The following is a 23,585-nucleotide window of genomic DNA, read 5'->3' on the forward strand; positions in this document are numbered from 1 at the left end:
AAAACCCGTACTTCCCCGTCCGTTCTCTTTTTGGGTATCATATATACATAGAATATTGAAGCCGAAGGAGTCTACCGAACATGCCCGGACAAGCTAAGCATACGGCCGCCATTTCTCTTGGCATCATGGGAGCGGGATTTCTGGCCACGTTCCCGTTGGGCGGCTGGGGCGGCGCGCTGCTCCACGGCGGCTTCGAAGCGGGACTCGTCGGCGGACTTGCCGACTGGTTCGCCGTCACCGCCCTTTTCCGCCATCCGCTCGGGATCCCGATCCCGCATACGGCGCTGCTGCCGCGCAACAGGGACAAAGTCGTCCGCTCGCTTATCCAGGCGATCGAGACGGAGCTGCTCACCAAGGAGAGCATCGTCACCAAGACAACCGAGTTCAAGATCGGCGAGCGGCTGCTCGATCTGCTGGAGACGCATCGCGAGGACGCTGCCGCCGTGGCCGTTCGCGTGAGCGAATTCGCGCTGGAGCGGCTGCCGATGGACCGGATCGTCCCGATGCTCGCCGGCGCGCTCGAATCGAAGCTGCGCGAGCTCGATACGGCCGGCCTGCTGCGCAAGATCAGCGACGAGGCGCTTGCTAGAGGCTATGAAGAAAAGGCGCTGGCCTTCCTGATCGATAAGGCGGGCGGTCTCGCTTCCCGCGAAGAGACGCGGCGGCAGCTCGGCATCATCGGGGCGGCGGCGCTGCAGAATCTGCAGGTCGGCGGGCTGATGGGCTTTGCCGTGAACGCGTTCATCTCCTTTATGGATGAAGAGAAGATTGGCGGTCTGCTGCAGAACGCGATCGTCGGCACGCTGGCGGAGATGCAGCAGAGAGAGGACCATCCGCTGCGCGAGATGCTTGTTGAGACGCTGCGGGGGGCCATTCGCAATCTGCCCGAATCGCCTTCCGTGCTGGCCGAGCTCGAAGGCTGGAAGGCGCGGCTGGCGGACGGCGGGGAGATCGAGCGGCAGCTGTCCGGCTGGCTGGAGGGACTGCGCGTCAAGGCGCTGGACTTTGTGCGCGAGCAGCGTTTCACCGATGATTACGTGCTGCCGGCTATCTCCGGCCTGCTCGCCAGCCTCCGGGCCAACCCTCAGGTGATCGAGCTGTTCCAGACTTGGGTGCAGGAGCGGATCACAGGCTTCGTCGAGCGCAATCACTGGAAGATCGGCAAGCTCGTCAAGGAGAATATCGACAAGCTGGACAACGATGCCTTGATCGAAATGATGGAAGACAAGATCGGGGGCGATCTGCAGTGGATTCGCGTTAACGGCGCGGTCTGCGGTTTTCTTATCGGATTGGCGTTGGAAGGCATTAATCTGCTCGCATAGGGCAGCTGAAGGCAGTGCCGTTCCTGGGGCGTCCCGCTGGCGGCTTCGGTAGGCGTGATCGCATGCGATCACGTCTATTTGCGGACGCTTGAGTTATGCATGAGACGATAATTGCCGCAGCGCCCCCGCCTAAAGACCGTTCGACCGCGTATAGGGGGTAACGATTTGTTATAATGGATTCAAGCTCCCCAAGAGGCGGTGCACCGTGAACGATATCAGCTCTTTTTTGCGAACCTTTTTTATTAACGTCAGCACGATGCTGACGCTCCTCTACCTGGCCAGCTTGCTTTATAAATATGTCGTCTATAAATGGAGTCCGGCATGGAAAGAAACGCTGTTCATCCTGCTCACGATCGTGTGCGGATGGACGACGATTCGGTTCGCGTTCCATTTCTCGGAGACGGTCATGTTCGACATGCGTTTCCTGGCCGTCATCGTGGCGCCGCTTTTCGTAAGGAACCGGCTGTCGATCCTGGTGATCGGGCTCGGCATCGGCCTCGCGCGGTTGTCCTTCGGCTTAAACCAGGCGGCGCTAGTGGGCTGCCTGAACGTCGTCGCGATGAGCTTGCTCGTCCTCTTTATTCTGTGGCTGTCGCGCCGCAGGCGCTGGCCGGAGCTTCGCAAGATGGTCACGATCATCATTTCCGTCAACACGGGCAACGTGCTGTTTATCGCGCTGTTCGGCATCATTCCGCGCAGGCACTATCTCGTGGATATCGCGCCGGGCACCTTTCTCGTCAGCCTGTTTTTAAGCTTTGCCTTCATGTTCATCCTGCGGGAATTCATGACGGAGGACAAGCGGTCGCACAAGCTGAAGATCTATACGGCGCGCCTGGAGAAGCAATACCGCATCTCGGAGGAAAAGGGGCGCTCGCTCGAGCAGGCGAAGCAGGAGCTGGAGGCGATGTATGCCCAGGTCCAATCGGCTTCCCGCTATAAGACCGAATTTCTCGCCAATATGTCCCACGAGCTGCGGACGCCGCTCAATTCGGTGCTTGTGCTGGCGCAGCTGCTCGAGGAGAACATCGACGACCGGCTCAGCGAAGAGGAGGTCGGCTACGCCCGCATCATCCATCACTCCGGCAAGGAGCTGCTTGGTCTTATCAATGACGTGCTGGATTTGTCGAAAATCGAGGCGGGGCGGCTCGAGCTCGACCGCTCGGTGTTCAGCGTGCGCGAGCTGCTGGGGCATATGGACGAGCTGTTCCGCCCCATCGCTTCGCGCAAGCGGCTGTCGTTCACGCTGCGCAGCGAGCCGGACGTGCCCGAGCATTTGCACACGGACGAGCAGCGGCTGAAGCAGATTATCAACAACTTGTTGTCCAACGCCTTGAAGTTCACGCAAGAAGGCCATGTGCGGTTCGTCGTATCGCGCGTGCCCGAGGGCGGATTGCTGGCGGAAGGCGGCTTGGCCTTCGAGGTCGAGGATACCGGCATCGGCATTGCGGCAAACAAGCAAAATATTATTTTCGACGCCTTCTTCCAGGCGGATGGCTCGATCAGCCGCGCATACGGCGGAACGGGGCTCGGCCTGTCCATCGCCAAGCAATTCGCGATGCTGCTGGGCGGCGATATCCGGCTCGAGAGCGAGCTTGGCCGCGGCAGCCGGTTCACGCTGCTCCTGCCATGGCCGGCGCTGGTCACCTCGGCGGCGGATACGCTGGCGCCGTCGGGGCGGGACTCAGCCGCGATGGATCAGGCGGCAATGGAGCAGGCCGCGTCGCTGGAGGAGCCCCGGCGGGCGCCTGGCCGTCCTGTGGCGGCGGGGGCTGCGTCGGGCGTACCGGCGACACATCGCCTGCTGCTCGTGGACGACGACGAGCACAACGTCTATTCGCTGCGCGTCGCGCTGGCGGCGAAGGGCTTCGGCGTCGTGACCGCCTCCTCCGGAGGCGAAGCGCTGGGCCTGCTGTCCGGGAACGCGACCATCGATCTCGTGCTCATGGACATCATGATGCCCGGCATGAGCGGCCTGGAGGCGATCGGCAGAATCCGGGCGATGCCCGGACGCAAGGAGCTGCCGATTATTGCCCTCACGGCGAAGGCTTTCGCGGAGGACGGCGACGAATGCCTGAATGCGGGAGCGGACGGGTATATGACCAAGCCGGTGAACGTAAACGAGCTCGTCCGCGAAATCGGCGTTCGCATACGAGATGGACGGGCGAAGGGGAAGACGTGAGGGAAGATCTGAGCAGACGGGGCGTAGAGTTGCGGCGGTAGTGATCGTGCATAAGAATTGTGCACGAAGGCGGGTGAAGGCGCTAACGCCAGACTGCGACGGCGGATCGCGCACAAGAACGGTGCATCATCGTGGGTGAAGTCGACGTGCGAGATTGCGACGCAGTGATCGTGCGCCGATATTGTGCACGATAGTTGCGAAATCACGACATGAGGGTGCGGCGGTTGCGATCGTGCATAAGAATTGTGCACGAAAGCGGTTGAATGCGCTAGCGCTAGGTTGCGACGGCGGACCGTGCACAAGAATAGTGCATCATCATGGGTGAAGTCGACGTGCGAGATTGCGACGCAGTGATCGTGCACCGATATTGTGCACGATAGGGGCGGATTTTTGGCGTGGGGGTGTAGCGGGAGTGATCATGCATAAGAGTTGTGCATGATGACAACCCGAAAGACCTGGAGAACGGCAGTGTGAAGAGAGAAGGCCTATAGAGACAACGGCGAATGGGGTGGCACGCAATCATGGGAGAATCGGGCAAGGGCATTACGGAGGCGCTGCTGGCGCAAGTCGGGGAGGCAGCGGCTGCAATTGAACGCGACGGCCGTTTGTCGCCGGAGATCCTGGAGCGAATCTACGAGGAGCGGCTATTTAAGCTGTTCGTGCCGAATGAGCTTAACGGGCGCATGACGCCGTTGCCGGACGCCGCACGCATTTTCGAGCAGGCGGCCTACGCCGACGGCAGCTTCGGGTGGCTCGTGACAATCGGCTCGGGCGGCGGCTTTTTCGCGGCGACGCTGCCGGAGGAGACCGCCGAGACGCTGTTCGCGGACCGGCGCGCAGTCATCGCGGGCAGCGGCCATCCGACTGGCATTGCAAAGGCGGTGCCGGGCGGCTATCACGTGAACGGCAGTTGGAAATATTGCAGCGGTTCAGGGTATGCCAGCTTCTACACCGCGAATTGCATCGTGGAACGGAGCGGGAGTGCGGATCGTCCCGTCGACGGTGACGCTGCTGCCGGGGCTCCTCGTACACCCGAGATCCGATCGTTCGCCTTTTTGCCCGAGCAGGTGGAGATCGTACGGGACTGGAACGCGATGGGGCTACAGGCGACTGAAAGCCATACGATCCGCGTTGCGGACGCGTTTGTGCCGGATGCGCGGACCTTCGATATCGCTTCCGAGCCGCGGTACGACGATCCGATTTACCGCTATCCGTTTTTGCCGTTCGCCCAGGTTTCGTTTGCGGCAGTCGTTCTGGGGCTGGGACTGCGTTTCCTCGATGAAGCCGCCGCGCTCGCGGATGCGAAACGAGCCGAATGGGATCGTGCCTATGTAGGCAGATATGGACGGGTGTCGGATGCGATCGCGGGTCAGAGGCGATTGCTGGCGGCTGTTGCCGATCGTTTTTATGGGGAAACCGAATCGTCCTGGCGGACGTTCGCCGACACGCGCGCGTTGCCGGATGAAGTCGTACTGCGGGTCGGCGACGCTTGTGCCGAAGCGGCCCGCTTGGCCGTTGCAGCCGCGCATGAAATATGGCCGATGCTGGGCATGACCGCGTTGATGCAGCGGGAGACGGTTAATCGCGTGTGGCGCGATCTGCACACGGCCGCGCAGCACGGCGTGCTGAACCTTTAATAGATTAGGGTAGGCGGGGAAGGGGAGAGAGGCAGCATGCTGCTGATGAACGAAAAAATAAAAGCCTCCGAGGTTGCGCTGACAGGACTGCACGGAGAGGATCTGGGCATCGTCGGACGGGAGGAGGCGCTCGCGATGGCGAGAGAGGCGAAGGCGGATCTCGTCTGCACTTCGCTGCTCAGCAGCCCGCCGCCGTGCAAGCTGACCGCCCGAGGCGCCGCTAAGCAGACCGCCGCGCAGGAAAAGAAGGCGGAGCGCATCCAGGGGGGCGCGGTCAAGACCAAAGAGCTGCGGCTGACCGCGCAGATCGAGGAGCACGATTACGAGACCAAGCTGCGCCAGGCCGAGAAGCTGCTGACCTCGGGGAACGCCGTGCAGCTCACGGTCAAGCTGGCAGGCGCCAAAGAAGGCGAGCGCGCCAAGGCGCTCATCGAGCGTATGCTGAAGGAACTCGCGCCGCACGGCTCGCGCGAGACCGGGATCCAAGTCAGCGGCAAACAGGCGGCTGTGAAGGTGAATCCGGTCTGAGCGACAGAGTGAACGTAGAGCGCGGGGATTGCGGTGGAGCGATGGCGCTCGTAGCCGCGTGAAAGCCGATCGCCTTTTCTACAGAAGGCGATGGCGCTCGTAGCCGCGTGAAAGGGCCGATCGCCTTCTCTACAGAAGGCGATGGCGCTCGTAGCCGCGTGAAAGGGCCGATCGCCTTCTCTACAGAAGGCGATGGCGCTCGTAGCCGCGTGAAAGGCCCGATCGCCTTCTTTACAGAAGGCGATGGCGCTCGTAGCCGCGTGAAAGGGCCGATCGCCTTCTCTACAGAAGGCGATGGCGCTCGTAGCCGCGTGAAAGGACCGATCGCCTTCTCTACAGAAGGCGATGGCGCTCGTAGCCGCGTGAAAGGACCGATCGCCTTCTCTACAGAAGGCGATGGCGCTCGCTCCAACAACTCCCGTAAAGCAACTCACGTAAAACAACGAACAACGCTCCTCCTCGAAGAGCGTTGTTCGCTTTTGCGCGGCTTGGCGCGCGATGTCGTATATTACCCGAACCTCGCGCCTCACCGCCCGCCTATTTCCCCGCCAGCTGCTCGAACAAGCCGCCGTCGGCGAATTGCGTGCTGTTGAGATCCTCCCAGCCCGAGAGATTGTCGTCGACCGTGAGCACGGTCGTCTCCGGGAACTGCGTCGCGAACTGCTCGGCGATGGACGCGAAGCGCGGGCGGTAGTAATGCTCCGCGGCGATCTGCTGCGCAGGCTCGGTGAACAGAAAGTCCGCGTAGCCGTTGGCCGCTTCGTGCGTGCCCGCTTCCGTCGCGTTTTTGTCGACGACGGACACGATCGGCTCGACGGCGAGCGTTACGGGCGGCACGACGACGTCGATCTTGCCCTTCGCCTCGCCGGCGGCCAGCGCGAGCGCCCGTGCCTCTGTCGTCAGCCAGACATCGCCTTCCCCGCCCAGAAAACGCGCCTGCGCAGCCGCTTCGTCGGCATCCAGCGCGCCAGCGTTCGCGTACACGCTTTTGACAAACGTCTTGGCAGCTTCCTCGTCGCCCGCTTGGTCGAAGGCGTACGCCCACGCCCCCGTATAGGCCCACCTGGCATCGCTGTACGTCTTGGGATTTGCCGTCACGAGCTTAACGCCCGCCGCGGCGATGTCGTCCCACGTCTTGATGCCCCTGGGGTTGCCGGCACGAACGGCGAACGCCACTGTCGTATAGAAGGGAGAGCTGTTGTAGTCATAGCGCTGCTGCCAGCCTTCCTCGACCAGGCCCGCCGCCTGGATCTCGTCGATATCGGTGCCGACGCCGAGTAACGCGAAGTCGGCCTTGAGCGTGCCGCCGTTGACGGCGTCCTTTTCTGCGGAGGAAGGGCCCGCCGTCTGCTTGACCGTGACGTCTTGCCCGGTTTTAGCCTTCCAGTCGGCTGTGAACGCATCGTTTAACGCGGCGAACAGCGACTCCGTTCCGTCCGGCGAAACGCCGTTCAGCGTGAGCGCCTTACTGTAGTCCGAGCTGGCGGACGGCGATGCGTCCGCAGCGGCGTTCATCGGCTGGCCGTCGCCTGAAGCGCAAGCGGACAAGGCCAATGCAGACGAGACCAGCAGCGCGGCAGACAGGATGGGAAGCCTTCTTTTTCTTTTAATCATCGGTATGACGCCCCTTCAAACCCTAATGTTAATTCTGAATTAATTCCAATTGGAAAAATAGGTTTAACGGAGCGATTGTAGCAACTGCAGCCGAAAAGTGTCAATAGAAAAATGTAAAATAAAGTTTATAAAACCTAGTTGACAGGTTGGATTAATGAATTGTATGATCGTTCCAAGAAATGGATTCACCTACCGGACGACCGGAGGCCCGATATGCATTTCTCCGCCGCAGACCGACAAGCGCCGAGCGGGCGCCAGGCTGCGCTCTTTGATCCGTGCCGGCCGATCATTCAAGCCGCTGCACTGCCGATCGAAGAGAGATGAGGACGAACGGACGCGACTTAGCGTCGTTCATCTTCTTCGTGCGGAGAAGCGGATCGCGGCCTCTTTGTTTTCCGATAAAAAAACCAAATGGGGACAAAGGGAGAATGCAAAGATGAAGATGAAAAGAAGCCTGCAAATCGCCATGTTCGTGATTCTGGCGTTCGCGTTGACGACTTCCAGCGCGTTCGCGGCCGTATCGAAGAAAAACGAAAAGAAAAGCATCACGCTGCTGAACGTATCCTACGATCCGACGCGGGAGCTGTACGTAGATTACAATGCGGTGTTCGCGAAGTATTGGAAAAAGAAAACCGGCCAGACCGTTACCGTCAAGCAATCCCACGGCGGCTCCGGCGCCCAGGCCCGTTCCGTCATCGACGGTCTCGAGGCCGACGTCGTCACGCTGGCGCTGGAATACGACGTTTCGGCGATCGAGCAGAAAGGCCTGATCAGCAAGGGCTGGCAAAGCCGTCTGGCCAACAACAGCGCGCCGTACAAGTCGACGATTGTCTTCCTCGTGCGCAAGGGCAATCCGAAGGGCATCAAGGACTGGGACGATCTCGTGAAAAACGACGTCAAGGTCATCACGCCGAATCCGAAGACGTCCGGCGGCGCCCGCTGGAATTACCTGGCGGCCTGGGCCTACGCGCTGAAGCATAACAACAACAGCGACGACAAGGCCAAGGCATTCGTCAAGGAGCTTTTCACGCACGTTCCCGTCCTCGATACCGGCGCCCGCGGCTCCACGACCACGTTCGTAGAGAAGGGCATCGGCGACGTGCTCCTGGCCTGGGAGAACGAAGCTTTCCTCGCGAAAAAGGAGTATGGCGACAAGTTCGAGATCGTCACGCCTTCGCTCAGCATTCTCGCCGAACCGACCGTAGCCGTCGTCACGAAAAACGTGCAAAAGCACGATACGCGTCAAGTCGCTACCGCCTACCTGGACTACCTGTATACGGAGGAAGGCCAGCGCGTCGCGGCACGCAACTTCTACCGCCCGATCAATCCGAAGGTCGCGCTCGAGTACTCCAAGCAATTTCCGAAGCTCAACCTCGTCACGATCAAGGACTTCGGCGGCTGGGATAAGGCGCAGAAGACGCACTTCGCGGACGGCGGCACGTTCGACCAGATCTATCTGAAGAAATAAGCGGTGCGACAGCGTTCACGCTCGACATGCAGTCATCTTCCAATATGAAGGGGTAACCGAGATGTTCCATAGCCGCAGCATCCAACAACGTATCGTCAAAACCGCGCTCGCCGTCGCCATTGGCGCGCAAGCGCTCGCCTTCGCCGCAGCTCCGGGCGCCTACGCGGCGCCTGCCGCGAAGCCTTATGTGTCGGTGGACGGCACGAGCCAGCAATCCCTGTGGGCGCCCGTCACGAAAAACGGCGCGACGTACGGCCCGCTTGCGGGCGTCTCTGCCGCGCTCGGCGCAGCCGGCAAGTACGATGCCAAGACAAATACAATCTCTATTAAAAAAGGCAATCGCCTAATCATTTTGCAGCCCGAATCGAAGACGGCAAAGGTGAACGGCGCGAAAAGCGCGCTCGTCGCGGCTCCCGTCCTCATCGGAGGCGTGGCTTACGTGCCGCTGCGCTTCGTCGCCGAGTCGCTGGGCGCTTCGCTCTCGTGGAACGCTGCGTCCGGCGCCTATGAGGTGAACACGCGATTGCATCCGTTCACCAAGGACGGATACACCTCGTTCGTCAACGTCTACGGAGAGTCCGTCATCGGCGCGACGTACGGCACGGCGAGCGCGTTCAGCGGCGGCCTGTCGCTGCTGCAGCAAGGCGACGCGTTCGGCTACGAGGATCGCGGCGGCAAGATCGCGATTCCGGCGCAGTACAGCAGCGCGTACGACTTCGCAGACGGCCTGGCGCTCGTCGCGTCCAAGGACGGCACGCAGAGCTACATCGACAAGTCCGGAAAAGTCGTGCTGAGCCCGGCTTACGACGAGCTGTTCGACTTCTCCGAAGGACTGGCGGCGGTACGCAGCGGCGACAGCTTCGGCTACATCGACAAGACGGGCAAACTCGTCATTCCTGCGCAGTATGAAGACGCCTTCTACTTTAGCGGCGGTCTCGCGGCCGTGCAGATCGAGGGTAACTACGGATTTATCGACAAGACGGGCAAGCTCGTCATTCCCGCGAAGTATCAGTCCGTATCGGACTTCAAGGATGGCCTCGCGCTCGTATCGACGCTCGTAAGCACCGAAGCCGACGGCGTCGAGCAATCGACCGGCGTGTTCGGCTACCTGAACGCGAAGGGCGAGTGGGCGATTCCGGCGCAGTACGAGGAGGGCTACTCCTTCAGCAACGGACTTGCCGCGGTCGTTAAAGACGGCGTCGTTCAATTCATCGACAAGACCGGCAAGACGGCATTCGAGGCGGACTACGACGATGTCGGCGACTTCAGCGAAGGCCTGGCGGTGTTCGAGCAGGACGGCAAGTACGGCTATATCAACAAAAAGGGCGAGGTCGTCATCGAGCCGGCGTTCGATCAGGCGGATGCGTTCAAGGACGGCTTGGCGCACGCGATCAAGGGCGACTGGGAAGGCTTGATCAACGCGAAGGGCGCGTTCGTGGCGAAGAAGGCCTACGTCGCGCCGACAGAAGAGGAAGAGGCTGCAGCCAAATAAGGTTATAAAGAAGAAGTCTCGTCCATGCGAATTCCATTCGCGGGACGAGACTTCTTTATTTAGCGATTTAGCGCTCGTATTCGAGCGCGCGGAAGGTCTTTACTTTTTTCGCAGGTTTGGCGATGCGATCCAGGCCGGTGCCGCCTTCTCCGGGTTGGTAAATCGAACGTTCGCAACGGCTGCTTCGCTCGTTGCGGGAGGCCGCCGGAGGGAGGAAGGCGGTCGCGGGACGTTCAGATCGTGCGCGATCTCCCAGGCGAGACGCTGCAGCTCGTCCAGCTTCCGGGCGCGTTCAGCTGCGGCGGCCGCCGCATCGGCGAGGGGCTTGGCGCTCGGGGCCGCTACCTCGCTGCGATGGACGCCTTCGGCGATCGAGCGCGCGCTGATATGCAGATGCAGGGCGGCGGCCTGTATGAAGCCCGCAATCGCCTCCTGCTGACGCATGACGGCATGCCGCAGCGCCTCTTCGAGGAGCGAACGAGGCTCTGGGCTTGTCGTTTCAATCGTCATGCTAACACCTGCTTTCCCGAAACGTGCCTAATAGACGCGACTATGCTTGTTTGAGCCTATGAGCAGTGCCTATCCTGTTAGAACCCATCAATACGGAGCAATCTTTTGGCGGTTCGGTTCCATGATAAACAGGCACCCGCAGGGGTGCCCGTCTTTAACTGGATTTATATTTTATAAGATTTACATTTTACATCGTCATCTGCACGATTTTCTTCTCGTTATCGTACGATGCGACCTTCCAGCCCAGCAGCGTGCCGATGTCGCGAAGCGGGACGACGACGCGGCCGTTCTTGACGGTCAGCTTGGCGTTGAGCGTCATTTCTTCGCCGTTGAACACGTACTTGTCGGAGCCGATCGTGAACGTGTACGTATCTTTGTTGTTGCTCTTTTTCATATAAATCGTCTGCTTGCCGTTGTAGTTGATGCGGGCGCCGGACTTCGCGGCGATGACCGCGAACGGCACGAACGTCACGCCATTCTCGATATATGGCGTCGTGTCGAGCTTCTCCACGTTGTCGTCGATGCCGATGTTGTAGTTGCCGACCTGGAACCACAGCTTCGAAGGCATTGGCGCAGTATCCTCAGCGTAAGCGGCTGCACCTGTGGCGGACAAAGCGATGGCGGCACCAAGCAGCAATGCGGCGGTCTTCTTCATGGGTTGTTTCATGAAAAATCACTCCTTAGTAGGATGATATGTAGTACGCCAGTGTTAGTGGCGAATATTTCATGAATTTTATACCCCGAAGTTTTAATTTACAATCAATATGGGACAACAAATATTGGATTAAATGTTCAACAGCTCGCGAATCTCGTCTTCGGTCATGGCGGAGAGGCTCTCTTCGCCCGGCTGGATGACCTCTGCGATGAGGTCGCGCTTGCGCTGCTGCAGCTCGACCATCTTTTCCTCGATGGTCCCTTCGGCGACGAGCTTGATGACCTGCACGACGTTTTTTTGCCCGATCCGGTGCGCCCGGTCCGCAGCCTGCTGTTCGACGGCGGGGTTCCACCACAGGTCGTACAGAATGACCGTATCGGCGCCGGTCAGGTTCAATCCCGTGCCGCCCGCGCGCAGCGAGATCAGGAAAATGTCGTTCTCGCCCTCGTTAAACCTGCGGCACAGCTCTACGCGCTCTGCCGCAGGCGTCTGGCCGTCCAGATAGAAGCAGGGCAGGCTGCGCAGCGACAGCTCCTCGCGGATGATGGCGAGCATGGAGGTGAACTGCGAAAACAGCAGGATCCGCTTGCCCGCATCCAGGGCGTCCCCGACGATCTCGAGCAACTGGTCGAGCTTGCCGGAGCTGCCTTCATAGCCTTCGACGAACAGCGAAGGATGGCAGCACAACTGCCGCAGCCGCGTGAGCCCGGCCAGAATGCGCATGCGGCTCTTCTGGAAGCCGTCGTGCTCGAGCTGCTGCAGCGTCTCGGTCTGCAGCCTGGAGAGATACGCGACGTACAGCTTTTTCTGGTCGTCGGTCAACTCCGAATGCTGCAGCGTCTCGATCTTGTCGGGCAGCTCCTTCAGCACGTCGCGCTTCATCCGGCGCAGCAGGAAGGGGCGCACGCGCTTCGCCACGAGCTCGCGGGAGAGCGAGGCGAATTCGCGCCGGCTGCCGAACAGGTCGGGGAAGACGGCGTCGTACAGCGACCACAGCTCGTCGAGCGAATTCTCGATCGGCGTGCCGGTGAGCGCGAAGCGAATGCCCGCTTGGATGCGGCCTACGGCTTGCGCGGTCTGGGTCGCATGGTTTTTGATCGCCTGCGCTTCGTCCAGGAAGAGGCAGTAGAACTTGAGCTCTCCGTACAGCTCCATATCGCGGCGCAACAGCGGATAGGAGGTAATCACGACGTCGGCGTCCTCCATGCCGGTGAGCGTGCCTAAGCGCTCCTGCTTGTCGCCGGCGGCCATACGGACCCGGAGCCCGGGCGCGAAGCGGGAGAGCTCGTGCTTCCAGTTGAAGATAAGCGAAGCCGGCGACACGATCAGCGCGGGACGCCCGGTGGCGCGGATTTCCTCTACGACCGATGCGATAAAGGCGATGCCTTGCAGCGTTTTGCCGAGGCCCATGTCGTCCGCGAGCACGCCGCCGAACCGGTAGTGCGCAAGCGTGCGCATCCATTGGTAGCCGAACTTTTGGTAGTCGCGCAAAGTTGCCGTCAGGCTGTCCGGGATCGGGAAATCGAGATTGTCCGGATTGCGCATATTGTCGAGCAGCTCGCGCAGCGCCCGCGTGAGCCTGACGCTGCCGCCGCGAACGTCCGCGTCCATGAGCGGCAAGCCGCGCACGGCGGCAAGATCGAGCCGTGCGCCCTTGATCTCGGACTTGCGGATGCCCATCTCGTCCATGAGCCGGGAGATCTCGGCATAGCTCGCGTCCTCGAGCGACAGCAGGCCGCCGCCGGACAGGCGGTAATAAGGCTTCTTTTCGACCAGGTTGCGCAGGATGTCGCGGATCTCGTCGTCGTCGATGCCCTCGACGTCGAAGCGCACCTCGAGCCAGGAGGCATGCGCGTCGTAGTCGATCGTCATGCGCGGCGCAGGAGGCAGATCCTGGATGAGGCGCCGCATCGGCGCCGTCGCGTTAACCTGGACGAGACGCTCGAGCTCGGGCAGCAGCCGGTACTGGAACCGGTAGATGAGGTCTTCCTCCTCCAGATACAGCTCGCTGCCGTTGTACTTGAACGATGCGCGCTCGATCAGGGCCATGATCCGATGCTCCGTATCGACGTCGCGTACGAGAATGGCGTCATTTTCGATGGCGTCGCGCCGCAGCGGACTGTCCGCCTGCAGTGCGTTGATCTCCTTGTCGCCGTACCGGTAAGTGAGCCGCGCGAGCAGCCTGCCGTTCAGCCAGTCGAGATCGAGCAGCGCCGCAAGCGGCGGGCTGACGATACGGTCCGCGATCGGCTGCGCGATGTCGACCCGCCCGATCCGCTTGAGGGAAGGGACGACGCGGTCCAAGAAGGATTCCATCTGGGCCGGTGCGATGAGCGCTTGCTTGGCCGGCTTGTAGGCGAACATCCGCTTGAGCTCCTCCAGCCGCCGGATCGTCGCGTCGCCCGTGCGGTGGAGCGTTCCGTCCGCGAGCACGCAGCCGTAATTTTCAAGGATGACGAGCTTCTCTAGACCCCGGATGTCCAGCCGGTAGCCTTCGAGGTCCTCGGCGCTGTCCAGCTCAAAGACGAGGGGGAGCGGCTCCTCGGTCACCGTGACGGTGTCTGCGGTCCGCATGCCGTACTCAAAGCGGACGTTGGCGCGCGCAAATAACGGCAGCAGGTCCTCCCAGGCGAGCGGCGGCAGGATGAGCAGCCGGTCCATCGACAGGGCCATGCCGCCGGGAGCGGCGCGGAAGGCGTCGCGGTACGCGGCCTCGCTGCGCGCGACGACGATAAGCTTGTCGACGATCGCGCGGTCCTCGGGCTTGAAGACGTGAACGGCGGGATCGTATACGAAATGCTTGGCGAACACGCAAGATTGTCCGAGCTCGATTCGTTCGAGGAACTCCTTGAGCTTGGGCACGACGTAGAGACGCTTCGGACCGACCTTCATCTCGACGGCAAGCAGCGGAGAGCGGGTGTTCTCGGTTACGGCCTTGCAGATGAACTCGACGTCGAGCGGGACGATCTCCCCGGCCTCGGTCCCGGTATCTTCGATCGCCTCGGGCGACCCGGAGGGGCCGTCGAACAACGAGATCAACCCTTTTGTGAAAAGCAGGTCGCGGGTCGGGATCAGCGCTTCGCGCTTGACGGAGGGCATCGCGGGAAAAGGACGCTCCTCCGGCTCGGGCGCCCGCTCTTCGTGGAGATGGATCAGCGCGGCCGCGATATGCTCGCAATAATATTGCGAATGCGCGGCCGAGCAATCGCATCTTGCGTCTACGATGCCGGAGTCGCCCAGGTCGATGCGCACGCTTCGGCGCCCTTCGGCTCCCCATACGTACGCGTCGTACCGGCGTTCGTCCTTCTGCTCGTCGGCCGCCATCGCCTTGCCCGCTTTATCCAGCTTCATGCCGCGCTCGTAAGCGGTTTGCCCGCACAGCAGCTTGATCTGCTGGAGGGACGGATGATAAATCATGCTTAAGCTTCCTTCCCCGCGGCAGCGCGCGCGAATGGTAATATTTCATTATACCACAGCCCCGGACGCTTTTAGACGGCGCTTAGGCTCCTCTGCATGCTATACTGAAAAGAAAGCGCTTTATGATGCCTTGATGGAGGGCGACGCGCAGGAGGCGGCTTCGCAAGTCAAGTCGATTCGCTTCGTAAGTTGTCAGCCGCGTTAACGATATAGCGAATAGATATTAAGCCTTATCGATATTCAGCATTATTAATACTCAACTTTATTAATATTCAGCCTTATTAATAGTTAACTGAAGGAGTATCGTATATGAACCGGAACGGATATACGTTGACCAGCCCCGCGGCGCGCTGGGAGGAAGGCATGCTGTGCGGCAACGGTACGATCGGGGCGATCGTGATGGGGGAGGCCGCATCGGAGCGCATCGTTTTGGCGCACGAGCGGCTTTTTATCCCCTTCAATCAGGGGATCGAGCCGATCGCGATGGCGCCGCGTCTGCCGGAGATCCGCGAGCTCATCGCGGCGGGGCGCGAGGCCGAGGCCTCCGAGACGATCGTGGATTTATACCGGCAGGCGCATGACGGCGACGACAGGCTCGTATGGACCGAGCCCTTCTTCCCCGCGGCGGAGCTGCGCATCGGGACGAAGCTGGCGGACGGCGGCGCCGAATACCGCCGCTCGCTCGACTTCGAGAACGGCGAAGCGAGCGTCCGGTTTGAGGACGGCGACCGTGCGTTCGCAAGACGCGTCTTTGCATCGAGAACCGCGCAGGCGTGCGTCATCCATCTGGACGCGGGCGGGAAGGCGGCCGATTATGAATTGACGCTGGGCGAGCCGCTCTATACGGAAGCGGATGCCGAGTTTTATCGGTCCCATTTTTACGCCGAACCCGCATTCATCGCGCATCCGGGCGACGCGGGGCAGGCTGTCGTCCGGATCCGGGAGTTTGCGGGGACCGGCGCCGGCTATGCGACCGTAGCGATCGTGGCGGCCTGCGACGGAGAAGTGTCGTTCGCGGATGCGACGGTATCGGTCAGAGGGGCCAAAACGGCTCTGATTCTGGTGTCGCTCGTCGCCATCGACGATGTGACCGCGTTCTCCGCCGCGCATGAAGCCGGCCGGCTGTCCGCGCTGCCGGCCTCCTACGAGCAGCTGCTGCGCGAGCACTCCTCGGTCCATCAAGCGCGCTATTCGCGCATCTCGCTGCGGCTGCAGGACGACGCGGCGCACGCAGACGACGAGGCGCTATGGGCCGCGGGCAGGCAAATCGGCGGCGCGCCGGCTTCGTTCATGGAGAAAATTTTCAACGCCGGACGCTACGAGATCTTATCCAGCTGCGGCGGGCTGCCGCCGAACCTGCAAGGCGTGTGGGCCGGTGCCTGCCATGTTCCGTGGAGCAGCGATTACACGCAGAACGGCAACGTGCAGACCGCGATATCGGGCCTCTTGCCGTCGGGTGACTTTGAGAGCCTGCTGAGCTACTTCGACTATCAGGAAGCGAATCTGGCGCATTACCGGGAGAACAGCAGGCGGCTCTACGGCTGCCGGGGCATTCATATTCCCTCCCGCACGAGCGCCGGCGGCTACGACATCCACTTCAGCACGGCTTATCCGATGCTGTTCTGGACGGCGGGCGCGGCTTGGGCCGCTCATTTCTACTACGACTACTGGCTCTACACGGGGGACGACGACTTCTTCAGGACGCGCGCGCTGCCGTTTATGAAGGAAGCGGCTTTGTTTTACGAGGACTTCCTGATCCCCGATGCGGACGGCCGCTGGCTGTTCAGCCCTTCCTATTCGCCGGAAAACACGCCTATGCATCGGAATAGTTCGGCAACGGTCAATGCGACGATGGATATCGCGGTCGCGAAGGCGCTGTTCACCAACCTGATCGTGGGCTGCCGGACGCTAGGGCTCGTGGACGAGCCGGTCGGTAAATGGGAGGATATGCTCGCGAAAATGCCGGCTTATCAGGTCAACGAAGACGGAGCGCTCAAGGAATGGGCGGCGCCGCAATACGAGGACAACTACGATCACCGCCATGCCTCGCAGCTGTACATGCTCTACTACGACATTCCCGAGGAGATCCGGCGCGACCGCGCCTTGTACGAAGCGTGCGAGACGGCGTACCGGCTGAAGCGGGAGCGGAAAAAGAACGAGCAGGGCACGATGGCCTTCGGGCTCGTGCAGATGGGGATGGCTGCCGCGCATCTGCAGGACGCGGAAATGGTTGAGATGATGCTGCAATCGATGGCGAACAACAACTATTACGCCACATTCGCATCCTCCCACGATTACGGACCTTCGCTATTTAACGCCGATATCAGCGGGGGCGTGCCGGCCCTGATTCTCGAGGCGATCGCCCAGTCCAGTCCGGTGACGGATGCCCGGGGCCGGATCGAGCGCTACGAGCTTCGCCTGCTGCCGGCGCTGCCCGCAAGCCTGTCAAGCGGCGAGCTCCGCGGCCTGCGGCTGAGAGGCGGCTTCAGCCTGGATATGAGCTGGCGGGACGGTGCCGTCGAAGCGTATGCGGTGCACAATCCGTTTGACAGGCCGTATCGGATCGTTCAATCAGGCACGTAGTCGGAATCGGTTTTTAAACTTCATTTGCAACGAGGTTTGCACGAGCAAAAGCCCTCGCGCCTTATGTGCGAAGGGCTTTTTTTTGCTATTGGCTTGACAGCGCCAGGACAAGGCCGGAATCGCAATGCACAGGGCAGAATCAAGCCTTCTCCCTGAGGCCCACGATATGAACGAGCTGCGGCGTCGACACGACCTTGATCACATGATGCGCCTTGTCGTACTCGACGCTGCCGGAGCCGGCGCTCGCCGATTTTTCCGCGCCCAGCACATAGAAGAGGTCGTCGGCAAGCGTGCGGATGCATACGTCCTTTTCCGCCTGAGTCAGGTCCGCCCAATCTTGCGCCTCCATCTCGAACGTATCGTAGCAGTCCGGGATGGTCGCCAGCGCCTCGGACAGCTCATCCAAAATCTCGTCGTAGGGTCTTGTATATCGAATGGCCACGTTCGCACACTTCCTTTCGTTATGTCCACATTATAGCTTATTTTTTCCACGCGCGAAGCGTGCGGCAGGCCCGATTCGGACGGCGGCTGGCAATTGCATGCATCGCTTTATTTGGAGGCGGCAAAGGTCTATAATGATGAAGTTGATTTGGTCGGCTTTTACTTGCAGTTTACATTTAATCGGTATTTTTGGCCTGCGGGTTATATTAAATAGAGGGACGGTCTTGTGTTTATGATGGCATGGCAGCGGGTACGGTTTTGGCTCACGAAGCCGTTTGTGTTGTTTTCCCTCTTGATGATTCTGAAAATGTACCTGGCCGGGTACGTCATCTTCGAGGGCTGGCGGCTGTGGCCGCCGCTCGCGACGGGCCTGCCGTCCGTGTGGGTCGTCTTCTGCCTGATCGAGCTGCTCGCGCCCAGGCGCAAGCTCGGCTTGTATCTGACCGCGAACGGCGTTCTGACATCGGTCTATTTTGCGGTGATTATGTATTATAAGTATTTCGGCGTCATCGTCACCTATCATGCGCTTCAGCAAGTGAACCAGGTTACGGAGGTCAAGGGGAGCGTCTTCTCGCTGCTCCATCCTTATTTCTTGCTCATCTATACCGACTTCGTCGTGCTGTTGCTCTTGCTGTGCCTGAGCAAGTCGTTCCGCGCCTGGGGACGCGGGCTCAAGATCCGCGAGCGGCGCAGCGTGCTGTCCGTCATCGGCGTGCTGTCGCTGGCTGCTTGCATTTTCACCGTCTGGCCTTACCGGCATAGCATGAACGAGGTCGTGCAGGCGGAAAAGATGGGCATCATCAACTATGAGGTCTACGCTGCGTTCGCGCCCTCCAAAGACGAGCAAGTCGACGTCTCGGGCATCACGCAGGCGCAGATCGACCAGCTCAAGGGCTATGTGCCGCCGGCCGGCACGCCGCTCTACTGGGGCAAGGCAAGCGGCAAAAACGTGCTCGTCGTCCAGATGGAGGCGCTGCAGAACTTCCTCATCGGCAAGTCCGTGGACAGCCAGGTCATTACGCCCAATCTGAACGCGCTCGTCGGAGAGAGCCTCTACTTCGACCGCTTCTATCAGCAGGTCGGGCAGGGCAACACGGCGGACGCCGAGTTCGTCGTGAACACGTCGATGTTCGTGCCGAGCCACGGCGCGGCTTCGCAGGAATACGCGGACAGAGAACTGCCCAGCATGCCGCGTTTGTTCGGCGCGAACGGATACGATACCGCGACGTTCCATACGAACGACGCCGTGTTCTGGAACCGCACCGAGTTGTATCCGGCGCTCGGCTGGCAGACGTATTACGATAAAAAGCTGTTCGGCGACGAGGACACGGTCATGTTCGGCGCCTCGGACGAAGTGCTGTACGCCAAGTCTACGGCGAAGCTCGCGGAGATGGCGGCGAGCGGCCAGCCGTTCTACGCGCAGCTGATCTCCATGTCCGGCCACCATCCGTACAAGATTCCGTCGCGCAAGTACAAGATGGAGCTGCCGGACCGCTTTAAAGGCACGCTCGTCGGCGATTACATCCGCGCGCAGAATTATGCGGACTACGCGCTCGGCGAGCTGATCGCCGATCTGAAGGCGCGCGGGCTGTGGGACGATACGACGGTCGTGCTGTACGGCGACCATCAGGGCCTGCCCATTTACTCGCTGACGTCCGGCGAGAAGAAGCTTATGAAGGAGCTGCTCGGCCGCGACTACGAGCTGACCGATATGCTCAATATCCCGCTGCTGATCAAGCTGCCGGCAGGGGCGGCCGAGCATCGCACGATCGGCACGCTTGGCGGTCAATCGGATATTTTCCCGACGGTTGCGAATCTCGCCGGCCTGTCGATGTCCGATCATCTTCATTTTGGCCAAGATTTGCTCAATTCAACCGGCAATATGCTGCCCGAACGCTATTATTTGCCGACGGGCTCCTATATCGACGACAGCGGAATGTTCATCTCCGGCACGGGCTTCGAGGACGGGCGGACGCTCGGCTTCAAGGACGGCGGAGAGACGACGGGCGGCAACAGCCGCACGAACTATGACAACGCCATGAAGCTGCTCAGCATGTCCGACGGTTACGTGCGTTCCCTGCCGGAGCGCAAGTAGCGGATCGGGGGAGGGGGGACGTTCATGAATAAAAATATAAAGGCGTACGCCAAAAGATTCGCTCCGCTGCTCGCGATGCTGGTTTTCCCGGTGCTCGGGATGATGTATGCGGCGGTAAACCAGATGGACGGCCATGTGTGGAATTTGGTGACGCCGCTCGACCGCGCCGTTCCTTTTATCAAGTGGTTTGCATTGCCGTATTCGGTATGGATCGTGTTCATCTATGTGTGCCTGCTTTATTTTTTCGTAAAAGACGTGCGGACGTTCTATCGCGGAGTCATCACGTATACGCTGTGCGCGCTCCTTTGTTATCTGGTTTACAGCGTTTTTCAGACGACCGTGCCGCGGCCGCCTCTTAGCGGCAGCGACCCGTTCACGCGGCTGGTGGCCTACATTTATCATCGCGATCAGCCGTTTAACTGCTTCCCGAGCATTCATTGCTTCTCCAGCTACATGGTTTTCCGAATTCTCGCCAGCAGCACCTTCAAGACCCGCCGCAGCCTGACGCTGATCGGCATCGGCTCGGGGCTGATCATCCTGTCGACGCAATTCATCAAGCAGCACGTAATCCTCGATCTGGTCGCCGCAATCACGCTCGTCGAGCTGGTGCTGCCGGCGGTCGTGCTGGCCGAGCGCTGGTTCGCCAGAAACGTATCGGAGGCCAAGCGCCCGACCAAGCAAACGGCGAAAAGCTCGTACTATAGCTCCTGATGAAAAGGAAAAGCTGCAGCTCCGTCCTCGCGACGGGGTTGCAGCTTTTTGTATGAAAGCTATATATGGGCGTCGGAGAAGGAGTGCGTCGCCGTCTGGGCGGATGCCTTGGTGGTTCGCACGCCCGGAACCGGACTCGGGATCCGCTATTTGCGCCGTATCGGAGGTTTACAGGGAATTGGCGGACACAGCAGCCGCTATTGCTTGCGAATGCGGGCTTAAGGCGCCGATTGGAGCGACTTAACGGTATCACAGTCCGCATACGCCCGGCAAATCGCTTGCTGCGCTAAATTAACGGCTGAACGGCTGCGTGGTCCGCGAGCCGCCGCAAACCTTGGATTTCAACGGCTAGATCGGACTGCAGTCGGACCCTCCGGTGGTCCGCTGCCCCCCGTCAGCTAATCTACCGAGCGAATAGCTCGCAGTAATATTGCGTGATCTGCTCCCGGGTCAGCCCCATGCTTTCGCGCATATGGATGATGCCGGCAGGATGCAGGGAGCTGAGCAGGATGTGCGCTTTGGCAGTGGCGCGCTCCCAGGCGGCGTCGCGCTTTTTCTGGGGGCCTTCCAATGTTGCTGCGGGGCTCGCATGGCTATCCAGAGCGGTAGCGGTGCCCGCATCTTCTTCCCGTACGGTTGCGGGGTTCGCGTTATTTTCCTGCGCGGCAGTGGCTCTCGCGTTGTCTTGCTGCGCTGCCGCGCCCGCATCGTACCCGGGCTCCAGCTCGGCGTACAGGCCGGTCAGCTTATCCCAGACCAGGCGGTACATCGGCGAGCGGAAGTAGGCGGACTCGTCCTCGCAATCATGGACGGTGTGGATCGGCAGCAGAAGCTGAAATTTTTCGTCGATGAACTGAATAATGTATTGAAGCACGCCGCCGATCCGCTCGGAGGCGGGCAGGTCCTTGTGGTTCAGCAAAAACGCCTCCAGCTGCTTCACCGTATCCATGCCGACCTGCTCGGCAATCGCGGCGCACAGATCTCCCTTGTGGGCGTAACACCGATAGAGCGTGCCTTGGCCGACGCCGGCCGTTTTGGCGATCTGATGCATGCTGACCGTCTGGACGCCCTGCTCCGCGAACAGCTTCTTCGCGGCCTGCAGGATCAGGCGGCAATTCTCGGCGGCGTCGCTGCGTTTGCGCGGCTTGATCATCGAGGACGCTCCTTTCATCATGAATAGAACTTCGCGTTGACAAACGGACAATTGTCCGGTAACATGGCATTGAAAAGCGGACAGATGTCCGCTTAAAGAAGCCGTCGGCCTTTATAGCCTTAAGTGAGTCTATTGTAACGTTGAAGCCTCTCGGCGGTCAACGGCACGATAGGTCAAGAGAGAGGCGCAGGGGCAAGCGGCTACTCTAAAGGGAGAGTGGAGCGCTACAATGCAAGCCAATGCTGCATCGAAAGGTCAGCCGACATCCATCCGGGATGTATTCGCGCCGCTGATCGCCATCATCGTCGGCATATTTATGGTCATCCTGGACGGGACGGCCGTGAACGTCGCCCTGCCTCAGCTGATGGTCGAATTCAAACAGAACAGCTTGTCTCTCGTCCAATGGACGGTTACCGGCTACGCGTTGGCCCAGGCCGCCGTTATCCCGCTTGCGGGCTGGCTGTCGGATCGCTTCGGCGCCAAGCGGGTGTTCCTGATCGCGATCGGCCTGTTCACGATCGGTTCGCTTCTGTGCGCGTTGTCCAATTCGGTCGAGATGCTCATCGCATTCCGTATTCTTCAAGGTCTCGGCGGGGGCGTCGTCAGCCCGATCGCCATGGCCTTTATCTACAGACTGTCGCCTCCGGGCAAGGTCGGCCAGGTCATGGGCATGCTCGGGATCCCGATCCTGCTCGCGCCTGCGCTCGGCCCGGTTATCGCCGGCTGGCTCGTCGACTACGCGAGCTGGGAATGGATCTTCCTGCTGAACCTGCCGATCGGCATCGTCGGCATCTTTCTCGGCATTCGCACGCTGCCCAAGATGGATCGCCAGTCCGTCGCTTCGCTCGATATGCTCGGGATTATCCTTGCGCCGATCGCTTTCGCCGCGCTTGTCTACGGCGTATCCGAAGGCGGCAAGACGGTCGCGACGGGCAACAACTGGACGGCGCCTTCTACGTTGGCCGGTATCGGAATCGGCGTCGTCGCCCTCATCCTGTTTATCATCGTAGAGCTCAAGCGCCGCGATCCGCTGCTCGAGCTGCGCGTATTCCGCTCCAGCACGTTTACCCGCGGTATTATCGTCCAATGGGTGTCGCAGATCGCCTTGTTCGGCACGATGTTCCTCGTCCCGCTGTTCCTGCAGCAGGCGAAGGGATATACGGCGTTCGAGACCGGCTTGATCATGATTCCGCAGGCGCTCGCTTCGGCGATTATGATGCCGATCGGCGGCAAGCTGAGCGACAAGTTCGGCGCCCGCCCGCTCGTGCTCGCCGGCATGATCGTTACCACGGCGTCCGCCTTCCTGCTGTCCGGCATCTCCGCCGAAGCCGGTGTGAGCGCGATTATCCTGCCGCTGGCCTTGCTCGGCGCAGGAATGGGACTGTTCATGATGCCGCTCAACACGTACCTGATCCAATCCGCTCCGCAAAATCTCGTCGGCCGCGTGACTTCGCTCACCAACGCCGCGCAGCAGGTCATGATGTCGTTCGCGGTTGCGGGACTTACGACGCTGTCCGCGTCGCGGATGAAGGATATTATGACCGACAAGCAGCTGCAGGCGCCGGACCTTCATACGTACTCGGATGCGTTCGGCTTCACGTTCCTCGTGCTGACTGGCGTGGCCGTCGTCGGCCTGGTGCTCGGCGTGCTGCTCTCCAAACCGAAAAATCCGCTGCCCGAAGGGGAAGCGGGAGCCGAAATGCACATGATCGTCGGCTAACGATTGTCTGTCCGCGTTCGCGCGGACAGTTTTCCGCCTAATTGGACGACCCCCGCAGGG

16 protein-coding genes are annotated in these 23,585 nt (G+C 60.7%); 10 read left to right on the top strand and 6 right to left on the bottom strand.

The features are described 5' to 3' along the window. The first annotated feature begins 80 nt into the window (after positions 1-80). The 4 genes from ACFOTD_RS11885 to infC all read left to right on the top strand — a co-directional run bounded on the left by ACFOTD_RS11885 (position 81) and on the right by infC (position 5,666). Positions 81-1,322 carry a DUF445 domain-containing protein gene (locus ACFOTD_RS11885; RefSeq protein ID WP_378118908.1) on the top strand — a complete coding sequence of 414 codons (1,242 nt, stop codon included), beginning with the start codon at positions 81-83 and terminating at the stop codon, positions 1,320-1,322. A 205-nt stretch (positions 1,323-1,527) separates the two neighbouring features. Continuing rightward, positions 1,528-3,501: an ATP-binding protein gene (locus ACFOTD_RS11890; protein WP_378118910.1), complete on the top strand. Its 1,974-nt coding sequence runs from the start codon at positions 1,528-1,530 to the stop codon at positions 3,499-3,501. 521 nt (positions 3,502-4,022) lie between these two features. Continuing rightward, positions 4,023-5,138: an acyl-CoA dehydrogenase family protein gene (locus ACFOTD_RS11895; RefSeq protein ID WP_378118912.1), complete on the top strand. Its 1,116-nt coding sequence runs from the start codon at positions 4,023-4,025 to the stop codon at positions 5,136-5,138. 36 nt (positions 5,139-5,174) lie between these two features. Beyond that, the gene (gene infC / locus ACFOTD_RS11900; RefSeq protein WP_378118914.1) at positions 5,175-5,666 is read left to right on the top strand and encodes a translation initiation factor IF-3; all 492 of its coding nucleotides are present in this window, start codon (positions 5,175-5,177) and stop codon (positions 5,664-5,666) included. 537 nt (positions 5,667-6,203) lie between these two features. Here the strand turns inward: infC and ACFOTD_RS11905 are convergent. Continuing rightward, the gene (locus ACFOTD_RS11905; protein ID WP_378118916.1) at positions 6,204-7,280 is read right to left on the bottom strand and encodes a sulfate ABC transporter substrate-binding protein; all 1,077 of its coding nucleotides are present in this window, start codon (positions 7,278-7,280) and stop codon (positions 6,204-6,206) included. A gap of 436 nt (positions 7,281-7,716) precedes the next feature. On the opposite strand from ACFOTD_RS11905, the gene ACFOTD_RS11910 reads away from it, so the two are divergent. Beyond that, positions 7,717-8,748 (top strand): sulfate ABC transporter substrate-binding protein, encoded by a 1,032-nt coding sequence (locus ACFOTD_RS11910; RefSeq protein WP_378118918.1) that lies wholly within the window; start codon positions 7,717-7,719, stop codon positions 8,746-8,748. Positions 8,749-8,809: 61 nt separating this feature from the next. Next, on the top strand, positions 8,810-10,240 hold the full coding sequence (locus ACFOTD_RS11915; protein ID WP_378118920.1) for a WG repeat-containing protein: 1,431 nt from the start codon (positions 8,810-8,812) through the stop codon (positions 10,238-10,240). Between the two features lie 99 nt (positions 10,241-10,339). Here ACFOTD_RS11915 and ACFOTD_RS11920 read toward each other — a convergent pair whose 3' ends face one another. From ACFOTD_RS11920 to ACFOTD_RS11930, 3 genes are all read right to left on the bottom strand, one after another. Next, entirely contained in the window at positions 10,340-10,750 is a 411-nt protein-coding gene (locus ACFOTD_RS11920; RefSeq protein WP_378118922.1) for a hypothetical protein, read from the bottom strand. Positions 10,751-10,937: 187 nt separating this feature from the next. Further along, positions 10,938-11,417: a copper amine oxidase N-terminal domain-containing protein gene (locus ACFOTD_RS11925; RefSeq protein ID WP_378118924.1), complete on the bottom strand. Its 480-nt coding sequence runs from the start codon at positions 11,415-11,417 to the stop codon at positions 10,938-10,940. 117 nt (positions 11,418-11,534) lie between these two features. Next, complete coding sequence (locus ACFOTD_RS11930; RefSeq protein WP_378118926.1) at positions 11,535-14,822, bottom strand: SNF2 helicase associated domain-containing protein; 3,288 nt, start codon at positions 14,820-14,822, stop codon at positions 11,535-11,537. A 309-nt stretch (positions 14,823-15,131) separates the two neighbouring features. On the opposite strand from ACFOTD_RS11930, the gene ACFOTD_RS11935 reads away from it, so the two are divergent. Continuing rightward, positions 15,132-17,405 carry a glycosyl hydrolase family 95 catalytic domain-containing protein gene (locus ACFOTD_RS11935; protein WP_378118928.1) on the top strand — a complete coding sequence of 758 codons (2,274 nt, stop codon included), beginning with the start codon at positions 15,132-15,134 and terminating at the stop codon, positions 17,403-17,405. Positions 17,406-17,544: 139 nt separating this feature from the next. Here the strand turns inward: ACFOTD_RS11935 and ACFOTD_RS11940 are convergent, their stop codons facing one another. Beyond that, positions 17,545-17,847: a hypothetical protein gene (locus tag ACFOTD_RS11940; RefSeq protein WP_378118930.1), complete on the bottom strand. Its 303-nt coding sequence runs from the start codon at positions 17,845-17,847 to the stop codon at positions 17,545-17,547. A 231-nt stretch (positions 17,848-18,078) separates the two neighbouring features. Between ACFOTD_RS11940 and ACFOTD_RS11945 the strand changes: the two genes are divergently transcribed. Continuing rightward, entirely contained in the window at positions 18,079-19,941 is a 1,863-nt protein-coding gene (locus ACFOTD_RS11945; protein ID WP_378119144.1) for an LTA synthase family protein, read from the top strand. 24 nt (positions 19,942-19,965) lie between these two features. Next, entirely contained in the window at positions 19,966-20,652 is a 687-nt protein-coding gene (locus ACFOTD_RS11950) for a phosphatase PAP2 family protein (protein WP_378118932.1), read from the top strand. Positions 20,653-21,055: 403 nt separating this feature from the next. On the opposite strand, the gene ACFOTD_RS11955 is transcribed toward ACFOTD_RS11950, so the two are convergent. After that, complete coding sequence (locus tag ACFOTD_RS11955) at positions 21,056-21,805, bottom strand: TetR/AcrR family transcriptional regulator (RefSeq protein WP_378118934.1); 750 nt, start codon at positions 21,803-21,805, stop codon at positions 21,056-21,058. Positions 21,806-22,034: 229 nt separating this feature from the next. On the opposite strand from ACFOTD_RS11955, the gene ACFOTD_RS11960 reads away from it, so the two are divergent. Beyond that, positions 22,035-23,525 (top strand): DHA2 family efflux MFS transporter permease subunit, encoded by a 1,491-nt coding sequence (locus tag ACFOTD_RS11960; RefSeq protein ID WP_378118936.1) that lies wholly within the window; start codon positions 22,035-22,037, stop codon positions 23,523-23,525. Positions 23,526-23,585 lie beyond the last annotated feature (60 nt).

Source organism: Cohnella sp. GCM10012308 (genome assembly GCF_042649185.1).
In the GTDB taxonomy this organism is placed as follows: domain Bacteria; phylum Bacillota; class Bacilli; order Paenibacillales; family Paenibacillaceae; genus Cohnella.